The following is an 18,564-nucleotide window of genomic DNA, read 5'->3' on the forward strand; positions in this document are numbered from 1 at the left end:
CAGCCTGACCGGAGGACTGTGATGGTTGCCTTCCATCGACGTAACAAGCGCAGCAGCAACGGCAACGTGACCCACCTGCGGCCGTTCCGCCATAACCAGCTGCGCGGGGCCGACGACGACTTCGACGACGAAGCCACCGACGACCACGATATCGTCTACCAGCGTCCGCGCCGGCGCGGCATCTACCTGCTGCCCAACGCATTCACCACCGCGGCGCTGTTTGCGGGTTTCTTCGCCATCGTCCAGGCCATGAACATGCGCTTCGACGCGGCGGCCATCGCCATCTTCGCGGCGATGGTGCTGGACGGCATGGACGGGCGCGTGGCGCGTATTACCAATACGCAGAGTGCGTTTGGCGAGCAGTATGACTCGCTGTCGGACATGACCTCGTTTGGCGTTGCGCCGGCGCTGGTGATGTATGAGTGGATCCTGCATGACCTGGGCAAGTGGGGCTGGATAGCAGCCTTTGTCTACTGCACCTGCGCAGCGCTGCGCCTGGCGCGCTTCAATGCCAATATTGGCGTTGTCGACAAACGCTTCTTCCAGGGCCTGCCCAGCCCGGCCGCCGCCGCGCTGGTCGCAGGCTTCGTCTGGCTGGTGATCGACAACAAGCTGCCGGTCAAGGAGCTGTGGATGCCGTGGGTGGCGTTCGGCATTACGCTGTACGCCGGCCTGTCGATGGTGTCCAACGCGCCGTTCTACAGCGGCAAGGCGCTGGACGTGCGCTACCGCGTGCCGTTCGGCATGATGGTGCTGGTCCTGGTGCTGTTCGTGGTGGTGTCCACCGATCCGCCGGTGGCGCTGTTCGGGCTGTTCGTGGCCTATGCGATCTCGGGCTATGTGCTATGGGCCTGGCGGGCGATGCACGGCAAGCCGGCCATCGAGAAGAAGCAGCGCGAGAACGGCGGCAAGGCTTCGTAGACGTTTCAGGCAGAAGGGCGCTCAGGCGCCCTTCATGCTTTTCCGGATTCACAATTGTTTTCATGCCGCGGCCATCAAGCCGTGGCACTCTGCAGTGTTTTCCACTCACCGTCAGGAGGATGTCATGGGCATGTTCGACTTCATCAAGGAAGCGGGAGAAAAGCTGTTCGGCACTGGCGAGGCCAAGGCCGCGCAAGAGGCCGCCGCCGCCGATGCGTCGGCGGAGAAGGTCGATGCCGCCAATCGCGCCGCGGGCGATGCGATCGAGGGCTACATCAGGAAGATGGGCCTTGATGCCACCGGGCTGATGGTGCAGGTGGACGGCTCGCAGGGGCTGGTCACCGTGTTTGGCGTGGCGCCGGACCAGGCCACGCGCGAGAAGATCATCCTGTGCGCCGGCAACGTCGAGGGCGTGGACAAGGTCGAGGACAAGATGTCCGTCAACGTCGAGTCCGCGGAATCGAGCTGGCATACCGTGGTCAAGGGCGACACGCTGTGGGCGATCTCCCAGGCTGCTTACGGCAACGGCGCCGAATACAACAAGATCTTCGAGGCCAACAAGCCGATGCTGAGCCACCCGGACAAGATCTACCCGGGCCAGAAACTGCGCATTCCGCCCAAGGGCTGATCCGCTGCTGGCGCGTCCGGGCAAAATGGGCTAAACCCTGTATTGCATGGGCGCGCCAACTCGGCTATAGTCGGTGCCATGATTTCGCGCCAAGTCCTATTCGCCCGCACCGCCCTAGGTGGCCTACTAGGCCATCAGGTCGGGACGCGCGCGCGCTAAGGACGGACTCACCCCTTAGCGCGAAATCCGCAAGGAATTTTTCCAACGCCCCGGCCTGCTCCATGCACGCCGGGGCGTTTTGCATTCCACAGCCGTGGAGCGCGGAACAGGCGGTAGGCCCCGGACGCAGCATGCCGGGGACAGCACACGATAAGCAATCAGGAGCTCCACAAAATGTCTGACAAACTCATCATTTTCGACACCACCTTGCGTGACGGCGAGCAGTCGCCCGGCGCCTCGATGACCCGCGAGGAAAAGATCCGCATCGCACGCCAGCTGGAACGCCTGAAGGTCGATGTGATCGAGGCCGGTTTCGCGGCGAGCTCCAACGGCGACTTCGAGGCGATCCGCTCGATCGCGCAGGTAGTCAAGGACTCGACCATCTGCTCGCTGGCTCGTGCCAATGACAAGGACATTGCCCGCGCCGCCGAGGCGCTCAAGCCTGCCAATTCGTTCCGCATCCACACCTTCATCGCCACGTCCGCGCTGCACATGGAGAAGAAACTGCGCATGACGCCGGACGAGGTGTATCAGCAGGCCCGCCTGGCGGTGCGCTTTGCGCGCCAGTTCACCGACGATATCGAGTTCTCGCCGGAAGACGGCAGCCGCTCGGACATGGACTTCCTGTGCCGCGTGCTGGAAGGCGTGATTGCCGAGGGCGCGACCACCATCAACCTGCCGGATACCGTGGGCTATGCGGTGCCGGAAGGCTACGCCGCACTGATCCGCTCGGTGCGCGAGCGCATTCCCAACTCGGACAAGGCGATCTGGTCGGTGCACTGCCACAACGACCTGGGCATGGCCGTGGCCAACTCGCTCGCCGCGGTCAAGATGGCCGGCGCGCGCCAGATCGAATGCACCATCAATGGCCTGGGCGAGCGCGCCGGCAACACCAGCCTGGAAGAAGTGGTGATGGCGGTGAAGACCCGCCGCGACTATTTCGACCTGGATGTCGGCGTGGATACCACCCAGATCGTGCCGGCCTCGAAGTTGGTGTCGCAGATCACCGGTTTCGTGGTGCAGCCGAACAAAGCCGTGGTGGGCGCCAACGCCTTCGCGCATGCCTCGGGCATCCACCAGGATGGCGTGCTCAAGGCGCGCGACACCTACGAGATCATGCGTGCGGAAGACGTGGGCTGGAGCGCCAACAAGATCGTGCTGGGCAAGCTGTCGGGCCGCAATGCCTTCAAGCAGCGCCTGCAGGAACTGGGCATCGAGCTCGAGAGCGAGACCGAAGTCAATGCCGCCTTCACCCGCTTCAAGGAACTGGCCGACCAGAAGGCCGAGATCTTCGACGAGGACATCGTCGCCATCGTCTCGAACGAAGCCCAGCACGATGCCAACGAGCACTTCCGCTTTATCTCGCTGTCGCAGCGCTCCGAGACCGGCGAGCGCCCGCACGCGCGCGTGGTGTTCAGCATGGACGGCCAGGAGCAGAGCGGCGAGGGCGAGGGCAACGGCCCAGTCGACGCCACCCTGCATGCGATTGAATCGCGCGTGTCCAGCGGCGCCGAGATGGTGCTCTATTCGGTGAACGCCATCACCGGCGGCACCGAGGCCCAGGGCGAAGTCACCGTGCGCCTGTCCAAGGCCGGCCGCATCGTCAACGGCGTGGGCACCGACCCGGATATCGTCGCCGCCTCGGCCAAGGCCTACCTGGCCGCGCTGAACAAGCTGCACGACAAGGCTGTGCAAAAGATCAATCCGCAGATCTGACCCAGGCCTCTGCGTAGACGGCGGAAGGCTTACCCGGCCTGAGCGTACGGACCAAGCCCGCCATTCCCGACCCGGGGATGGCGGGCTTTTTTTTATGGCTCAGTGGCGGCGATCGTCGGGATCGTACATCGGGTCGGGCGTGATCTGGGTCTGGCGCAGGATGCCGGTGTCGTCGAAATAGAAGTTGTACAACGATGGCCACACGTCTTCATGGCGGAAGCGGTAGGACCAGACCTCGCGCCGCATCAGCGGGTAGTACTCGACCGGCAGGCGCGTCCTGCCAAAATGCTCGGCCACATCCTGCCTGGTCCAGGTGCCGACCTGCGCCTTGTACAGTTCCGGCGTAGACAGCACATTGCTGAAGCGGGTCAGGTTGCCGTTGCGGTCGAAGTCCGCGCCATAGGCATACTGGCCCAGCGGCTGCTTGGTGTAGATCCAGCGCGAGGTGCCGTCGCGCAACTGGAACACATCGGTGGGCGGCCCGAACGCGGCCTGTACCGCGGCCTGCGGCTGGCCCACCAGCTTGGTGCCTTCCTGTACCGGCATCAGCGTGGTGCAGGCAGACAGCATGGCGACGCCCAGCGCCAGCATTAGCCGGCGCGCGCCGTTGGCGATGACAGGATTCATGGCAGACCTCGGTCGATGCGTGGATAGTGGATACCGCAAGTGTAGTGCGGCCTCCGGCCTTGTGTGCGCCGGGCGCTGCTTATTGACGGATCTTCCAGCAACCTGGCGGTTTCCTCGCGGAACTGGCGGCCTATGATCGTGCCCCGGTGGCATTTGCCCGCAACCGGTCGCTGCCGTACTATCCAGCGCTTTCCGGGAGAGAACATGAAGGTTGCAGCACGGTGGCGTGGATGGCTGGGCGGGTTGTTGCTGGTGGCAGCGGCGGGCGCGTCGGCACAAGAGCCGATCCGGCTGGGCATGATCGACGGGCTGTCCGGCCCGTTTGCCAACGCGGGCGAAGCCGTGACGCGCAACCTGCGCCTGGCGATCGAGCGCATCAACGCGCGCGGCGGCGTAAAGACCGCAGAGGGCGCACGGCCCATGGAGCTGGTCACCTTCGACAGCAAGGGCAATGTCGACGAGAGCCTGATCCAGTTGCGGGCCCTGACCGACAAGCGCATTCCCTTTGTCCTGCAGGGCAACAGTTCGGCCGTGGCCGGCGCGCTGGTGTCGGCCATCAACCGCCACAACGCGCGCCAGCCCGACGCGCGCGTGCTGTTCCTGAACTACTCGGCGGTCGATCCCAGCCTGACCAACGAGAATTGCAGCTTCTGGCATTTCCGCTTCGACGCCAGCGCCGACATGCGCATGCAGGCGCTGACCGAGGTGATCCGTCAGGACCAGGCGGTGCGCCGCGTCTACCTGATCGACCAGGACTACAGCTTCGGCCACCAGGTGTCGCGCTCGGCGCGCGAGATGCTGGCGGCGCGCCGGCCGGATATCCAGATCGTGGGCGATGAGTTCCACCCGATCGGCAAGATCAAGGACTTTGCGCCCTATATCGCCAAGATCAAGGCGAGCGGGGCGGACGCGGTCATCACCGGCAACTGGGGCAACGACCTGACGCTGATGGTCAAGGCCGCGCGCGAAGGCGGCCTGCAGGCCAAGTTCTACACCTTCTACGGCAATGGCCTGGGCGCGCCCGCGGCGATGGGCGATGCCGGCGTGGGCCGCGTGCTGGCGGTGGCCGAGTGGCACCCGAACGTGGGCGGGGCGGCATCGGACGCCTTCTACCAGCAGTTCCGCGCGCGCTATCCGGAGCCGAAGGACGACTACGTGCACCTGCGCATGCAGATGATGGTGGAAATGCTGGCGCGCGCGATCGAGCAGGCCGGTTCCACCGATGCGGTCAAGGTGGCGCGCGCGCTGGAGAACATGCGCTACGTCAACCAGTTCCATGAGGCCACCGTGCGTGCCGACGACCACCAGGTGCTGCAGCCGCTATACGTGTCGGTGATGGAGCGCCAGGGCGGGGCAGTGCGCTTCGACAACGAGGGCTCGGGTTATGGCTTCCGTACCGTGCGCAGGCTCAAGGCCGCGCAGACCACGCTGCCGACCACATGCCGGATGGAGCGCCCCTGAGCGCCAGCGCGCTCGCACGGGCCCCGTGGTACTCCTGCCGCGGCTTTTCGGCTATAATCCGCGGCTGTCGTTGTCTGGCCGTTGGTCGGGCGGCGGCGGTAGCCAGTCAAAACATGGCACGACGCATGCGGCGCATCCCGCGCTGTAGCGTTCGCAAGTGAAAGGAAATCATCATGGCAGTTGCCGATATCAACAAGTCCGAAGTCATCAAGCAGTTCGCACGTGGCGCCAACGACACTGGCAGCCCCGAAGTGCAAGTGGCCCTGCTGACCACCCGCATCAACGAACTGACCCCGCACTTCAAGGCCAACATGAAGGATCACCACAGCCGCCGCGGTCTGCTGCGCATGGTGAGCCGCCGTCGCCGCCTGCTGGACTACCTCAAGTCCAACGACGCCGACCGTTACCGCGCCCTGATCGAAAAGCTGGGCCTGCGCAAGTAAGGTTGCGCCCGATGGCAGCGCGATTCCAGGGTTTGCACGGTTTCGCGTGAGGCCTCGATGCCTGCTTCAGCAATGCTGGGGCAGGCATTTTGCATTTCTGGCGGGGTGAATCCGCTTTGCCCAGGGATGCAGGCAGTTGATGGAGTGATTTTCGCTTCACGCCGTCCGGCGGACATTCTGATTCCCGGGCGCCCGTTGCAGCAAGCTGCGCAACGGAGTAAGTTGTTCTTTTTTCTGTTTTCAATACCCCGGACCGGCCAAGGAAACAGGGCTTTGTGTCATTCCAGCGCGGCATCGGCAACGCCAGTGCCGCGCTGGAATGGCATAGCACTTCCCTGCGACTGCGACCGGCAACCCGGCAGTTTGCCTGCGGCTGAGAACGCAGGCGTCGCAGGCCGTGCGCGTGTTATTGCGTGATGGCGCGGCCTGCACGCAAGCCAAGGAATGCACATGTCCATGTTCAACAAGATCGTCAAGGAATTCCAGTGGGGCCAGCACACGGTCCGCATGGAAACCGGCGAAATCGCCCGCCAGGCCGGCGGTGCCGTGCTGGTCGATGTGGAAGACACCGTGGTGCTGGCGACCGTGGTCGCCGCCAAGAGCCCGAAGCCGGGCCAGGACTTCTTCCCGCTGACCGTCGACTACATCGAGAAGACCTACGCGGCCGGCAAGATCCCCGGCGGCTTCTTCAAGCGTGAAGGCCGTCCGTCGGAAAACGAGACCCTGACCTCGCGCCTGATCGACCGTCCGCTGCGCCCGCTGTTCCCGGAAGGCTTCTACAACGACGTCCAGGTGGTGATCCACGTGGTGTCGCTGAACCCGGAAGTGCCCGCTGACATTCCCGCGCTGATCGGCGCGTCGGCCGCGCTGGCCGTGTCGGGCATCCCGTTCAACGGCCCGGTTGGCGCCGCGCGCGTGGGCTACAAGGATGGCCAGTACCTGCTGAACCCGACCCGCTCGCAGCTCGCCACCTCGGACCTGGACCTGGTGGTCGCCGGCACCGAGCGCGCCGTGCTGATGGTGGAATCGGAAGCCAACCAGCTGTCGGAAGAAGTGATGCTGGGCGCCGTGGTCTATGGCCACGAGCAAATGCAGATCGCGATCAACGCCATCCATGAGCTGGTGCGCGAAGGCGGCAAGCCCGAGTGGGACTGGGCCCCGGCCGCCAAGAACGAGCCGTTGATCGGCAAGGTCACCGAAGTGGCACTGCCGCTGCTGCAGGAAGCTTATCAACTGCGCCAGAAGTCGGCCCGCAGCCAGAAGCTGAAGGAAGTGAACGCCAACGTGGCGGCCGCACTGGCAGCCGCCGGCGTGGAAGCCGACAAGGTGGAAGTCGGCAACATCATGTTCGACCTCGAAGCCAAGATCGTGCGCGGCCAGGTGCTGGCTGGCGAGCCGCGTATCGACGGCCGCGACACCCGCACGGTGCGCCCGATCGAGATCCGTTCGTCGGTGCTGCCGCGCGCGCACGGTTCGGCGCTGTTCACCCGTGGTGAAACGCAGGCGCTGGTGGTGGCCACGCTCGGCACCAAGAGCGACGAGCAGATCATCGACGCGCTGGCCGGCGAATACCGCGACCGCTTCATGCTCCACTACAACATGCCCCCGTTCGCCACCGGTGAAACCGGCCGCGTGGGCAGCCCGAAGCGCCGCGAAATCGGCCACGGCCGCCTGGCCAAGCGCGCACTGATCCCGGTGCTGCCGAAGGACGATGAATTCGCCTACACCATCCGCCTGGTTTCGGAAATCACCGAGTCCAACGGCTCGTCGTCGATGGCTTCGGTCTGCGGCGGCTGCCTGGCTCTGATGGACGCCGGCGTTCCGGTCAAGGCGCACGTGGCCGGCGTGGCCATGGGCCTGATCCTGGAAGGCAACAAGTTCGCCGTGCTGACCGACATCCTGGGCGATGAAGATCACCTGGGCGACATGGACTTCAAGGTGGCGGGTACCGACAACGGCATCACCGCGCTGCAGATGGACATCAAGGTCCAGGGCATCACCAAGGAGATCATGCAGGTTGCGCTGGCGCAGGCCCGTGAAGGCCGCCTGCACATCCTGCACAAGATGCAGGAAGCGATGGGCCACGCACGCACCGAGCTGTCGGCGCACGCACCGCGCATGATCACCATGAAGATCCATCCGGACAAGATCCGCGAAGTGATCGGCAAGGGCGGCTCGACCATCCAGGCGCTGACCAAGGAAACCGGCACCACCATCGACATCCAGGAAGACGGCACGATCACGATCGCGTCGACCTCGACCGACGGCATGGCCGAAGCCAAGCGCCGCATCGAGGGCATCACCGCGGAAGCCGAAGTGGGCAAGATCTACGCCGGTACCGTGCTGAAGCTGCTGGACTTCGGCGCCATCGTCAACATCCTGCCGGGCAAGGATGGCCTGCTGCACATCTCGGAAATCGTCAACGAGCGTGTCAAGGACATCAAGGACTGGCTGAAGGAAGGCCAGCATGTCCGCGTCAAGCTGATCCAGGCTGACGAGAAGGGCCGCCTGCGCCTGTCGCTGAAGGCCGCGCTGGCCGAAGAGGGCGGCAGCATCAGCCCGATCAACGCTGGCGAAGCCGCCGCGCCGGCCGCTCCGGCCGAAGGCTCGGAACAGCAGTAAAGTCAGCGGGGCCGGATTGCCCGCAGGTGCCGCCGCAAGGTGGCGCCGCCGAAAAAACGGCTGGACGATGTCCAGCCGTTTTTTTGTTTACACTGCCGGCAACCCTATCGAGCCACGGCTCACACCGACCCTGGCGCGACGCATCGTCGAGCCGCGCCAAGACAAGTACAAGGAGCAGAGCAGCATGCAAGCCATCGAGATCCGCGAATACGGTGCCCCCGAAGTCCTCCAGCTGGCCGAGCGTCCCGATCCGGTCGCGGGTGCGGGCGAGGTCCTGATCCGCGTGGCTGCGGCCGGCGTCAACCGTCCGGACGTATTCCAGCGCACCGGCAACTACCCGGTGCCGCCGGGCGCTTCGGACCTGCCCGGCCTGGAAGTGGCGGGCGTGGTGGTGGGCGGCGACCTGTCGCATGCCGACAACCGCTTCGGCCTGAAGGTGGGCGACCGCGTCTGCGCGCTGGTGCAGGGCGGCGGTTACGCACAGCTGTGCACGGCGCCGCTGGCGCAGGTCCTGCCCGCGCCGCAAGGCCTGAGCGATGTCGAGGCCGCCGCGCTGCCGGAGACCTTCTTCACCGTCTGGAGCAATGTGTTCGACCGCGGCTACCTGGGCCAAGGCCCGCGCGGCAAGGATGAGACCCTGCTGATCCAGGGCGGCTCCAGCGGCATCGGCACGACCGCGATCCAGATCGCCAAGGCGCTGGGCTACAAGGTGTTCGTCACCGCCGGGACCGATGAGAAATGCAAGGCCTGCGAAGACCTGGGCGCGGATCGCGCGATCAACTACAAGACGCAGGACTTCGTCGCCGAGGTGGCCGCGCTGACCGGCGGCAAGGGTGTCGACGTGATTCTCGACATGGTTGCCGGCCCGTACCTGGCGCGCGAGCTGAAGTGCATTGCCGACGATGGCCGCATCGTCATCATTGCGCTGCTGGGCGGCGCCAAGGCCGAGATCCCGCTGGGCGATATCCTGCGCCGGCGCATCACCGTGACCGGCTCCACGCTGCGTCCGCGCCCGGCATCGTTCAAGGGCAAGATCGCCGCGGCACTGCATGAGCAGGTGTGGCCGCTGCTGGCCGCCGGCAAGATCAAGCCGGTGATCCACCAGGTGTTCCCGGCCGCGCAGGCGGCCGATGCGCATCGCCTGATGGAGTCGAGCGAGCATATCGGCAAGATCGTGCTGACCTGGTAAGTCACATCGACCGTTGCATGTGGCCAATGCTGCCGCCCCCCGCCATCGGGCGGCGGTAGCGCCGTGCCCCCGCCACAAGCTACAATACCGGGTTTGATTTGGGAGGGGCACTTCGTGAGACAAAAGCTCGTCATCGGCAATTGGAAGATGCACGGCAGCCTGGCTGCAAACGCGGCGCTGCTGGAGGGTATCAAGGCTGGCGCGGCCAAGGCGACGCTGGCGGTCTGCGCGCCGTTCCCCTATCTTGCACAATGCCAGGCGTTGCTGAATGGCTCGCAGGTGGCCTGGGGCGCACAAGATGTGTCGGCGGAGGCGCGTGGCGCCTTCACCGGTGAAGTCGCGGCATCGATGGTCGGTGAATTTGGCTGCACTTATGTGCTGGTCGGCCACTCGGAGCGCCGCACCTATCATGGCGAAACCGACCAGACCGTCGCGGCCAAGGCGCTGCGCGCGCTGGAATTCGGCATCGTCCCGGTGGTCTGCGTGGGTGAAACGCTGGCCCAGCGCGAGGCGGGCGAAACCGAGGCGGTGGTCGGCAGGCAACTGCAGGCCGTGCTGGACGCGCTGACGGTGGAGCAGCTGAGCCGCGTGGTGCTGGCCTATGAGCCGGTCTGGGCGATCGGCACCGGCAAGACCGCCACCAGCGAACAGGCGCAGGCGGTGCACGCGTTCCTGCGCGGCCAGGTTGTTGCGCGCGATGCGGGCGTGGCCGAGCGCATGGCCATCCTGTACGGCGGCAGCGTCAAGCCGGACAATGCGGCCGAACTGTTTTCCATGACCGATATCGACGGGGGCCTGATTGGCGGCGCCTCGCTGAAGTCGGAAGATTTTCTCGCGATCGGCAACGCCTGAATGCCGGCCGTTCCGATCGACCGATCAGGCAAGTAACCAGCCAGTAAGGCTTATTTAAATCAAATGGCAATCTTCAAGACTTTGTTGGTGGTGCTGCAGGTGTTGTCGGCGCTGGGCGTGATTGGCCTGGTGCTGATCCAGCATGGCAAGGGCGCCGATGTCGGCGCGGCATTCGGTTCGGGCGCCTCGGGCAGCCTGTTCGGTGCCACTGGCTCGGCAAACTTCCTGTCGCGCACCACCGCCGTGCTGGCCACGCTGTTCTTCGTCTGCACGTTGGCACTGACGCTGCTGGGCAACTACAAGCCGGCTGCGTCGCTGGGCGTGATGGGCGCGGCGCCGGCTTCGGCGCCCGCAGTGGCAGGTGCTTCGGCTCCCGCTGCAGCCGCGGCCGCTGACGCGTCGGCGCCGGCAGCCCCCGCTGTTCCGAAATAATCCGTAAGCCTTGCGGCGGATTCCTGAGTTTTTTTGCAGTTGTGCGTTGAACAAAGCAAGAAATCTAGGTTAGAATGCAAGGCTTGAAACGATTCCCCAGCGATGGGTTCCGAGCAAAGACGAAAGCCTCTGCAACGGACCTGAAGGGCCTGAAAACCCGGCGCCAGGCAATATTGTTTCTCCCCCAGCCGACGTGGTGAAATTGGTAGACACGCTATCTTGAGGGGGTAGTGGCGAAAGCTGTGCGAGTTCGAGTCTCGCCGTCGGCACCAAACAACTTGATCGGAGTCCCTGGCCGGGCAATGCACCCGAGCGTGGGGCTCCGGCAGTCCGCAAGGCGGCGCGCCATGAGGCTTATGGCTTAGCGCCTGGGGTGGGCAACAGGACGCCGCTTCAGCTGGTGCTGTTGACAACATTCCAGATAAGGCTGGCCGTACCTTGAATCTCGAAGCCTACTTCCCCGTTCTCATCTTCATCATCTTCGGTGTCGTGCTTGGCGTGGCACTGATGTCGATCGGTCGGATCCTCGGTCCGAACAAGCCCGATCCCGCGAAGCTGTCGCCGTACGAGTGCGGCTTCGAAGCGTTTGAGGACGCGCGCATGAAGTTCGATGTGCGCTACTACCTCATCGCCATCCTGTTTATCCTGTTCGATCTCGAAACCGCCTTCCTGTTTCCGTGGGGTGTCGCCCTGCGGGATATCGGCTGGCCGGGGTTCATCGCCATGGGCGTGTTTCTGCTGGAATTCATCGTGGGCTTCGTCTACATCTGGAAAAAGGGCGCGCTCGATTGGGAGTGATGTGAAATGGCAATCGAAGGCGTTCTCAATGAAGGCTTCGTCACGACTACCGCTGACAAGCTGATCAACTGGACCCGCACCGGGTCGCTGTGGCCGATGACTTTCGGCTTGGCCTGCTGTGCCGTGGAAATGATGCATGCCGGCGCCGCGCGCTACGACATGGACCGCTTCGGTGTGATTTTCCGCCCGTCGCCGCGCCAGTCGGACGTGATGATTGTGGCCGGCACGCTGTGCAACAAGATGGCCCCCGCGCTGCGCAAGGTCTACGACCAGATGGCGGAACCGCGCTGGGTGATCTCGATGGGCTCGTGCGCCAATGGCGGCGGCTACTACCACTACTCGTATTCGGTGGTGCGTGGCTGCGATCGCATCGTGCCGGTGGATATCTACGTGCCGGGCTGCCCGCCGACGGCCGAAGCGCTGATCTACGGCGTGATCCAGCTGCAGAACAAGATCAAGCGTACCAACACCATCGCGCGCAAGGGCTGAAATGGCGAAGCTCGACATCCTCAAGGCCGCGCTCGAGAAAGCTCTCGGCAAGCGCGTGCAGAATCTGATCGAGGCGACCGGCGAACTGACGCTGATCGTCAAGGCCGACGACTACCTCGAAGTTGCCCGCATCCTGCGTGACGATCCGTCGCTGCGCTTCGAGCAGCTGATCGACCTGTGCGGCGTGGACTATTCCGAGTACGGCGACGGTGCCTGGGACGGCCTGCGCTTTGCCGCGGTCTCGCAGCTGCTGTCGATTACCCACAACTGGCGCCTGCGCGTGCGCGTGTTTGCCCCGGACGATGATTTTCCGGTGCTGCCGTCGGTGATCGACGTGTGGAACGGCGTCAACTGGTTCGAGCGCGAAGCTTTTGATTTCTACGGCATCGTCTTCGACGGCCATCCTGACCTGCGCCGCATCCTGACCGACTACGGTTTCGTCGGCCATCCGTTCCGCAAGGATTTCCCGGTTTCGGGCTTCGTCGAGATGCGCTACGACCCGGAACAGAAGCGGGTCATCTACCAGCCGGTCACGATCGAGCCGCGCGAAATCACCCCGCGCGTGATCCGCGAGGACAACTACGGCGGCTTGCACTGATAACGCGCCATGGCAGACATCAAGAACTACACCCTGAACTTCGGCCCGCAACACCCGGCAGCGCACGGCGTGCTGCGCCTGGTGCTGGAGCTGGACGGCGAAGTCATCCAGCGCGCCGACCCCCATATCGGCCTGCTGCACCGTGCCACTGAAAAGCTGGCCGAGCAGAAGACCTGGATCCAGAACGTGCCGTACATGGACCGCCTCGACTATGTGTCGATGATGGTCAACGAGCATGCCTACGTGATGGCAATCGAGCGCTTGCTGGGCCTCGAGGTGCCGGTGCGCGCGCAGTACATCCGCGTGATGTTCGACGAGATCACCCGCCTGCTGAACCACCTGATGTGGATCGGCTCGCACGCGCTGGACGTGGGCGCGATGGCGGTGTTCCTGTACGCCTTCCGCGAGCGCGAGGACATGTTCGACATGTACGAGGCGGTGTCGGGCGCGCGCATGCACGCGGCCTACTACCGTCCGGGCGGCGTCTATCGCGACCTGCCTGACACGATGCCGCAATATCGCGCGTCCAAGGTACACAACGAGCGCGCCATCAAGGCCATGAACGAGGCGCGTTCGGGCTCGCTGCTGGACTTCATCGAGGACTTCACCAACCGGTTCCCGAAGTACGTTGACGAATACGAGACGCTGCTGACCGACAACCGGATCTGGAAGCAGCGCCTGGTGGACATCGGCGTGGTCAGCCCGGAACGGGCGCTGCAGATGGGCTTTACCGGCCCGATGCTGCGCGGCTCCGGCATCGAGTGGGACCTGCGCAAGAAGCAGCCGTACGAGGTGTACGACAAGCTGGACTTCGACATCCCGGTAGGCGTGGGCGGCGACTGCTACGCGCGCTACCTGGTGCGCGTGGAAGAGATGCGCCAGTCCAACCGCATTATCAAACAGTGCGTGGAATGGCTGCGCCGCAACCCGGGCCCGGTGATCACCGAGAACCACAAGGTGGCGCCGCCCTCGCGCGTGGACATGAAGTCCAACATGGAAGAACTGATCCACCACTTCAAGCTCTTCACCGAAGGCATGCACGTGCCCGAAGGCGAAGCGTATGCAGCGGTGGAACACCCGAAGGGCGAGTTCGGCATCTACGCGATCTCGGACGGCGCGAACAAGCCGTACCGCCTGAAGATCCGTGCACCTGGCTTCCCCCACCTGGCCGCGCTCGACGAAATGGCCAAGGGACACATGATTGCTGACGCGGTAACGATCATCGGCACGCAAGACATCGTCTTCGGCGAGATCGACCGTTAATCACGGACCGCCGGCCCGGACGACGATCCGGGCGCTTTCCACGGCGCTCCCCAGGGGAGCGGGCGGAAAACCCGCGGCGGACCGGCAGGGCCTCAGGCCTGCCGGCGGAACGGGCAGCGACGGCTGCAAACCTGCGGAAGGGAACGCCCAGTGGCGCTGCCTGACGCCGTTTTACTGCAATGACCATGCTATCAGCAGAAGCTCTCAAGGAAATCGATCGCGCGATCGCGAAGTATCCGGCCGACCAGAAGCAGTCGGCCGTGATGGCGGCGCTTGCCGTGGCGCAGGGCGAGGTGGGCTGGGTTTCACCCGAAGTCATGCAGTTCGTCGCCAACTACCTCGAGATGCCGCCCGTGTGGGTGGAAGAGGTGGCGACCTTCTACAACATGTATGACACCAAGCCGGTGGGCAAATTCAAGCTCGCCGTCTGCACCAACCTGCCGTGCGCCCTGTCGGGCGGCGAGCGGGCCGGCGAGTACCTGAAGCGCAAGCTCGGGATCGACTACAACGAGACCACCGCTGACGGCTGCTTCACCCTGAAAGAGGGCGAGTGCATGGGCGCTTGCGGCGATGCGCCGGTGATGATCGTCAACAATACCCGCATGTGCAGCTGGATGAGCGACGACAAGCTCGACGCACTGGTCGACGAGCTCAAGGCCGAGGCTGCCAAGGGGGGCAAGTAACATGACCTGTCTGCACGACCGCCATATCCAGCCGCTGATCCTGGCCGGCCTGGACGGCAAGAACTGGCACCTGGAAGACTACGTCAAGCGTGGCGGCTACCAGCAACTCAAGCGCATCCTGACCGAGAAGATCCCGCCCGAGCAGGTGATCGCCGACGTCAAGGCCTCCGGCCTGCGCGGCCGTGGCGGTGCGGGCTTCCCGACCGGCCTGAAGTGGAGCTTCATGCCGCGCACCTTCCCGGGTCAGAAATACCTGGTCTGCAACACCGATGAAGGCGAGCCCGGCACGTTCAAGGACCGCGACATCATCCGCTACAACCCGCATTCGCTGATCGAGGGCATGGCCATCGGCGCGTATGCGATGGGCATCACCGTGGGCTACAACTACATCCACGGCGAGATCTGGAACGAATACAAGATCTTCGAGGAAGCCCTCGAAGAGGCGCGCGCTGCCGGCTTCCTGGGTGACAACATCCTGGGTTCGGGCTTTGATTTCCAACTGCACGCGCACCACGGCTACGGCGCCTACATCTGCGGCGAGGAAACCGCGCTGCTCGAATCGCTGGAAGGCAAGAAAGGCCAGCCGCGCTTCAAGCCGCCGTTCCCGGCCAGCTTCGGCCTGTACGGCAAGCCGACCACCATCAACAACACCGAGACCTTCGCCGCGGTGCCGTTCCTGCTGGCCGTCGGCCCCGAGAACTACCTGAAGCTGGGCAAGCCGAACAATGGCGGCACCAAGATCTTCTCGATCTCGGGCGACGTCGAGCGTCCCGGCAACTACGAGATCCCGCTGGGCACGCCGTTCGCCAAGCTGCTGGAACTCGCCGGCGGCATGCGCGGCGGCAAGCGCATCAAGGCGGTGATCCCGGGCGGCTCGTCCGCGCCGGTGGTGCCGGGCGACCTGATGATGGCGTCCGACATGGACTACGACTCGATCGCCAAGGCCGGCTCGATGCTGGGCTCGGGCGCGGTGATCGTGATGGACGAGACGCGCTGCATGGTCCGCTCGCTGCTGCGCCTGTCGTACTTCTATTTTGAGGAATCGTGCGGCCAGTGCACGCCGTGCCGCGAAGGCACCGGCTGGCTCTACCGCATGGTCAATCGCATCGAACACGGAGAGGGGCGCCAGGAAGACCTGGACCTGCTCAACAACGTCGCGGAAAACATCATGGGCCGCACCATCTGCGCGCTCGGCGATGCCGCGGCGATGCCGGTCCGCGGCATGCTCAAGCACTACTGGAAAGAGTTCGAATATCACGTCGAACACAAGCAGTGCATGGTTCCGGCCTACATCTAAGCGTGGCAGAACATGGTTGAACTAGAGATCGACGGCAAGAAGGTTGAGGTTGCTGAAGGCAGCCTGGTGATGGAAGCAGCCCGCAAGCTGGGCACCTACATCCCGCACTTCTGCTACCACCGCAAACTGTCCATCGCGGCCAACTGCCGCATGTGCCTGGTCGAGGTCGAGAAGGCGCCCAAGGCGCTGCCCGCCTGCGCCACGCCCGTGACCCCTGGCATGAAGGTCTTCACCAATTCGGAGAAGGCGGTCAAGGCGCAGAAGTCCGTGATGGAATTCCTGCTGATCAACCACCCGCTCGACTGCCCGATCTGCGATCAGGGCGGCGAATGCCAGCTGCAGGATCTGGCCGTGGGCTACGGTGCCTCGGAGTCGCGCTACAAGGAAGAGAAGCGCGTGGTGTTCCACAAGAACGTGGGCCCGCTGATCTCCATGGAGGAGATGACCCGCTGCATCCATTGCACCCGCTGCGTGCGCTTCGGCCAGGAAGTGGCCGGCGTGATGGAGCTGGGCATGCTGGGCCGCGGCGAGCATTCGGAAATCACCACCTTCGTCGGCAAGACCGTCGATTCGGAGCTGTCGGGCAACATGATCGACCTGTGCCCGGTCGGCGCGCTGACCAGCAAGCCGTTCCGTTACTCGGCCCGTACCTGGGAGCTGGCACGCCGCAAGTCGGTGTCGCCGCACGATGGCCTGGGCGCGAACCTGGTGGTGCAGACCAAGAACCAGCGCGTGATGCGCGTGCTGCCGCTGGAAAACGAAGACATCAACGAGTGCTGGATCTCCGACAAGGACCGCTTCTCGTATGAAGGCCTGAACAGCGCCGACCGCCTGACCCGCCCGCTGCTGAAGCAGGGCGGCGAATGGATGGAAACCGACTGGCAGACCGCGCTGGAATACGTGGCCAACGGCCTCGCCAGCATCAAGCGCGATCATGGCGCCGACCAGATCGCCGCGCTGGCCAGCCCGCACAGCACGCTGGAAGAGCTGTTCCTGCTGGGCAAGCTGATGCGCGGCCTGGGCAGCGACAACGTCGACTTCCGCCTGCGCCAGACCGACTTCTCGGCCGCACTGAAGGGCGCGCCGTGGCTGGGCATGCCGGTGGCCGACGTGACCACCCTGCAACGCGTGCTCGTGATCGGCTCGTCGCTGCGCAAGGATCATCCGCTGCTGGCCTCGCGCCTGCGCCAGGCCACCAAGAAGGGTGCCCGCGTGGCCGTGCTGGGTGCCGGCGGTGAAGACCTGCTGATGCCGCTGGCCGCCCGCATCGACGTGGCGCCGTCCGGCTGGACCGCGGCGCTCGCCGGCGTGGCCCGTGCCGTGGCTGCCGCCAAGGGCGTTGCTGCCCCGGCCGGCACTGAAGGATTCGACGGCGGCGAAGCCGCTGGCAAAGTGGCCGAAGCGCTGCTGTCGGGCGAGCGCCGTGCGGTGTTCCTCGGCAACGAGGCGGTGCGCCATCCGCAGTTCTCGGCGCTGCACGCGCTGGCACAGTGGATCGCCATCGAAACCGGTGCGACCCTGGGCTTCCTGACCGAAGCCGCCAACACCGTCGGCGGCTATGTCGCGGGCGCGCTGCCCAAGCAGGGCGGCGCCAATGCGCAGGCGATGCTGGACACGCCGCGCAAGGCCTACATCCTGCTGAACACCGAACCCGAGTTCGACGCCGCCGACCCGCGCAAGGCGCTGGCCGCGCTGGCCCAGGCCGGCACGGTGGTGGTGCTGTCGCCGTTCCGTTCGGAAGCGGCCATGCAGTACGCCGACGTGATCCTGCCGGTGACGCCGTTCACGGAAACCGCCGGCACCTTCGTCAACTGCGAAGGCAAGCCGCAGAGCTTCAACGGTGTGGTGCGCGCCCTGGGCGAATCGCGTCCGGGCTGGAAGGTACTGCGCGTGCTGGGCAACCTGCTGGACGTGGTTGGCTTCGACTATGAAACCGCCGAGTCGGTGCGTGTCGAAGTGCTGTCGGCCCCGGTCGACGCGCAGCTGGACAACACCACCGACGCGCCGATCCGCGTGGCCGCCGCTGCCGCCAACGGCATCGAACGCATTGCCGATGTGCCGATCTACCACGCCGACCCGATCGTGCGCCGCGCCGAGTCGCTGCAGCTGAGCGCTGCCGCGCGCCGCGCCATGCAGATCGCGCTGCCGGCCGACCTGTTCGCCAGCCTTGGCATCCAGTCCGGCGATCCGGTGCGGGTCACGCAAGGGCAGGGCAGCGTGGTGCTGCCGGCCGTGCTCGAAGCCACGCTCCCGGCCAACACCGTGCGCGTGCCGGCGGCAACGCCGGCGGCCATGAGCCTGGGCGCGATGTACGGCACGGTCACCGTAGAGAAGGCCATTGACCTGGCGCCGGCCACCGGCACCGTGGCCACGGCGTAAGAACAAC

General features: G+C 65.0%; 17 protein-coding genes and 1 tRNA gene. 17 read left to right on the forward strand and 1 reads right to left on the reverse strand.

What is annotated here, in order from left to right:
* Positions 1 to 21 precede the first annotated feature (21 nt).
* From pssA to AC3WL8_RS13445, 3 genes are all read left to right on the forward strand, one after another.
* Positions 22 to 921, forward strand: a complete 900-nt coding sequence (pssA, locus tag AC3WL8_RS13435) for a CDP-diacylglycerol--serine O-phosphatidyltransferase (protein ID WP_013956005.1) — start codon at positions 22 to 24, stop codon at positions 919 to 921.
* A 124-nt stretch (positions 922 to 1,045) separates the two neighbouring features.
* A complete protein-coding gene (lysM, locus tag AC3WL8_RS13440; protein ID WP_010809140.1) occupies positions 1,046 to 1,549 on the forward strand; it encodes a peptidoglycan-binding protein LysM in 504 nt (167 codons plus the stop codon).
* Between the two features lie 333 nt (positions 1,550 to 1,882).
* Entirely contained in the window at positions 1,883 to 3,424 is a 1,542-nt protein-coding gene (locus tag AC3WL8_RS13445; protein WP_013956006.1) for a 2-isopropylmalate synthase, read from the forward strand.
* A gap of 99 nt (positions 3,425 to 3,523) precedes the next feature.
* Here AC3WL8_RS13445 and AC3WL8_RS13450 read toward each other — a convergent pair whose 3' ends face one another.
* Positions 3,524 to 4,051, reverse strand: coding sequence for a hypothetical protein (locus tag AC3WL8_RS13450; RefSeq protein ID WP_013956007.1), 528 nt, complete (start codon positions 4,049 to 4,051; stop codon positions 3,524 to 3,526).
* Positions 4,052 to 4,255: 204 nt separating this feature from the next.
* Between AC3WL8_RS13450 and AC3WL8_RS13455 the strand changes: the two genes are divergently transcribed.
* The 14 genes from AC3WL8_RS13455 (at position 4,256) to nuoG (ending at position 18,557) form a co-directional block, all read left to right on the forward strand.
* Positions 4,256 to 5,512, forward strand: a complete 1,257-nt coding sequence (locus tag AC3WL8_RS13455; RefSeq protein ID WP_013956008.1) for a branched-chain amino acid ABC transporter substrate-binding protein — start codon at positions 4,256 to 4,258, stop codon at positions 5,510 to 5,512.
* A 173-nt stretch (positions 5,513 to 5,685) separates the two neighbouring features.
* A complete protein-coding gene (rpsO, locus tag AC3WL8_RS13460) occupies positions 5,686 to 5,955 on the forward strand; it encodes a 30S ribosomal protein S15 (protein WP_010809136.1) in 270 nt (89 codons plus the stop codon).
* 450 nt (positions 5,956 to 6,405) lie between these two features.
* Positions 6,406 to 8,577 (forward strand): polyribonucleotide nucleotidyltransferase, encoded by a 2,172-nt coding sequence (gene pnp / locus AC3WL8_RS13465; RefSeq protein ID WP_013956009.1) that lies wholly within the window; start codon positions 6,406 to 6,408, stop codon positions 8,575 to 8,577.
* 184 nt (positions 8,578 to 8,761) lie between these two features.
* Positions 8,762 to 9,766, forward strand: coding sequence for an NAD(P)H-quinone oxidoreductase (locus AC3WL8_RS13470; protein ID WP_153955094.1), 1,005 nt, complete (start codon positions 8,762 to 8,764; stop codon positions 9,764 to 9,766).
* Positions 9,767 to 9,880: 114 nt separating this feature from the next.
* Positions 9,881 to 10,618 (forward strand): triose-phosphate isomerase, encoded by a 738-nt coding sequence (tpiA, locus tag AC3WL8_RS13475; protein ID WP_013956011.1) that lies wholly within the window; start codon positions 9,881 to 9,883, stop codon positions 10,616 to 10,618.
* Between the two features lie 63 nt (positions 10,619 to 10,681).
* Positions 10,682 to 11,050, forward strand: coding sequence for a preprotein translocase subunit SecG (gene secG, locus AC3WL8_RS13480; protein WP_013956012.1), 369 nt, complete (start codon positions 10,682 to 10,684; stop codon positions 11,048 to 11,050).
* Between the two features lie 187 nt (positions 11,051 to 11,237).
* Positions 11,238 to 11,322 (forward strand) — tRNA-Leu (locus AC3WL8_RS13485).
* Between the two features lie 166 nt (positions 11,323 to 11,488).
* The gene (locus AC3WL8_RS13490) at positions 11,489 to 11,848 is read left to right on the forward strand and encodes an NADH-quinone oxidoreductase subunit A (protein ID WP_010809131.1); all 360 of its coding nucleotides are present in this window, start codon (positions 11,489 to 11,491) and stop codon (positions 11,846 to 11,848) included.
* A gap of 6 nt (positions 11,849 to 11,854) precedes the next feature.
* Positions 11,855 to 12,337: a NuoB/complex I 20 kDa subunit family protein gene (locus AC3WL8_RS13495; protein ID WP_008643342.1), complete on the forward strand. Its 483-nt coding sequence runs from the start codon at positions 11,855 to 11,857 to the stop codon at positions 12,335 to 12,337.
* 1 nt (position 12,338) lies between these two features.
* Positions 12,339 to 12,935 (forward strand): NADH-quinone oxidoreductase subunit C, encoded by a 597-nt coding sequence (locus tag AC3WL8_RS13500; RefSeq protein ID WP_013956013.1) that lies wholly within the window; start codon positions 12,339 to 12,341, stop codon positions 12,933 to 12,935.
* A 9-nt stretch (positions 12,936 to 12,944) separates the two neighbouring features.
* Positions 12,945 to 14,198, forward strand: coding sequence for an NADH-quinone oxidoreductase subunit D (locus AC3WL8_RS13505; RefSeq protein WP_013956014.1), 1,254 nt, complete (start codon positions 12,945 to 12,947; stop codon positions 14,196 to 14,198).
* Positions 14,199 to 14,383: 185 nt separating this feature from the next.
* Positions 14,384 to 14,881, forward strand: coding sequence for an NADH-quinone oxidoreductase subunit NuoE (nuoE, locus tag AC3WL8_RS13510; protein ID WP_041228324.1), 498 nt, complete (start codon positions 14,384 to 14,386; stop codon positions 14,879 to 14,881).
* A 1-nt stretch (position 14,882) separates the two neighbouring features.
* Positions 14,883 to 16,178 (forward strand): NADH-quinone oxidoreductase subunit NuoF, encoded by a 1,296-nt coding sequence (gene nuoF, locus AC3WL8_RS13515; protein WP_013956016.1) that lies wholly within the window; start codon positions 14,883 to 14,885, stop codon positions 16,176 to 16,178.
* Positions 16,179 to 16,190: 12 nt separating this feature from the next.
* A complete protein-coding gene (gene nuoG / locus AC3WL8_RS13520) occupies positions 16,191 to 18,557 on the forward strand; it encodes an NADH-quinone oxidoreductase subunit NuoG (RefSeq protein ID WP_153955096.1) in 2,367 nt (788 codons plus the stop codon).
* Positions 18,558 to 18,564: the final 7 nt, after the last annotated feature.

This window comes from Cupriavidus sp. FW305-F7 (genome assembly GCF_058782875.1).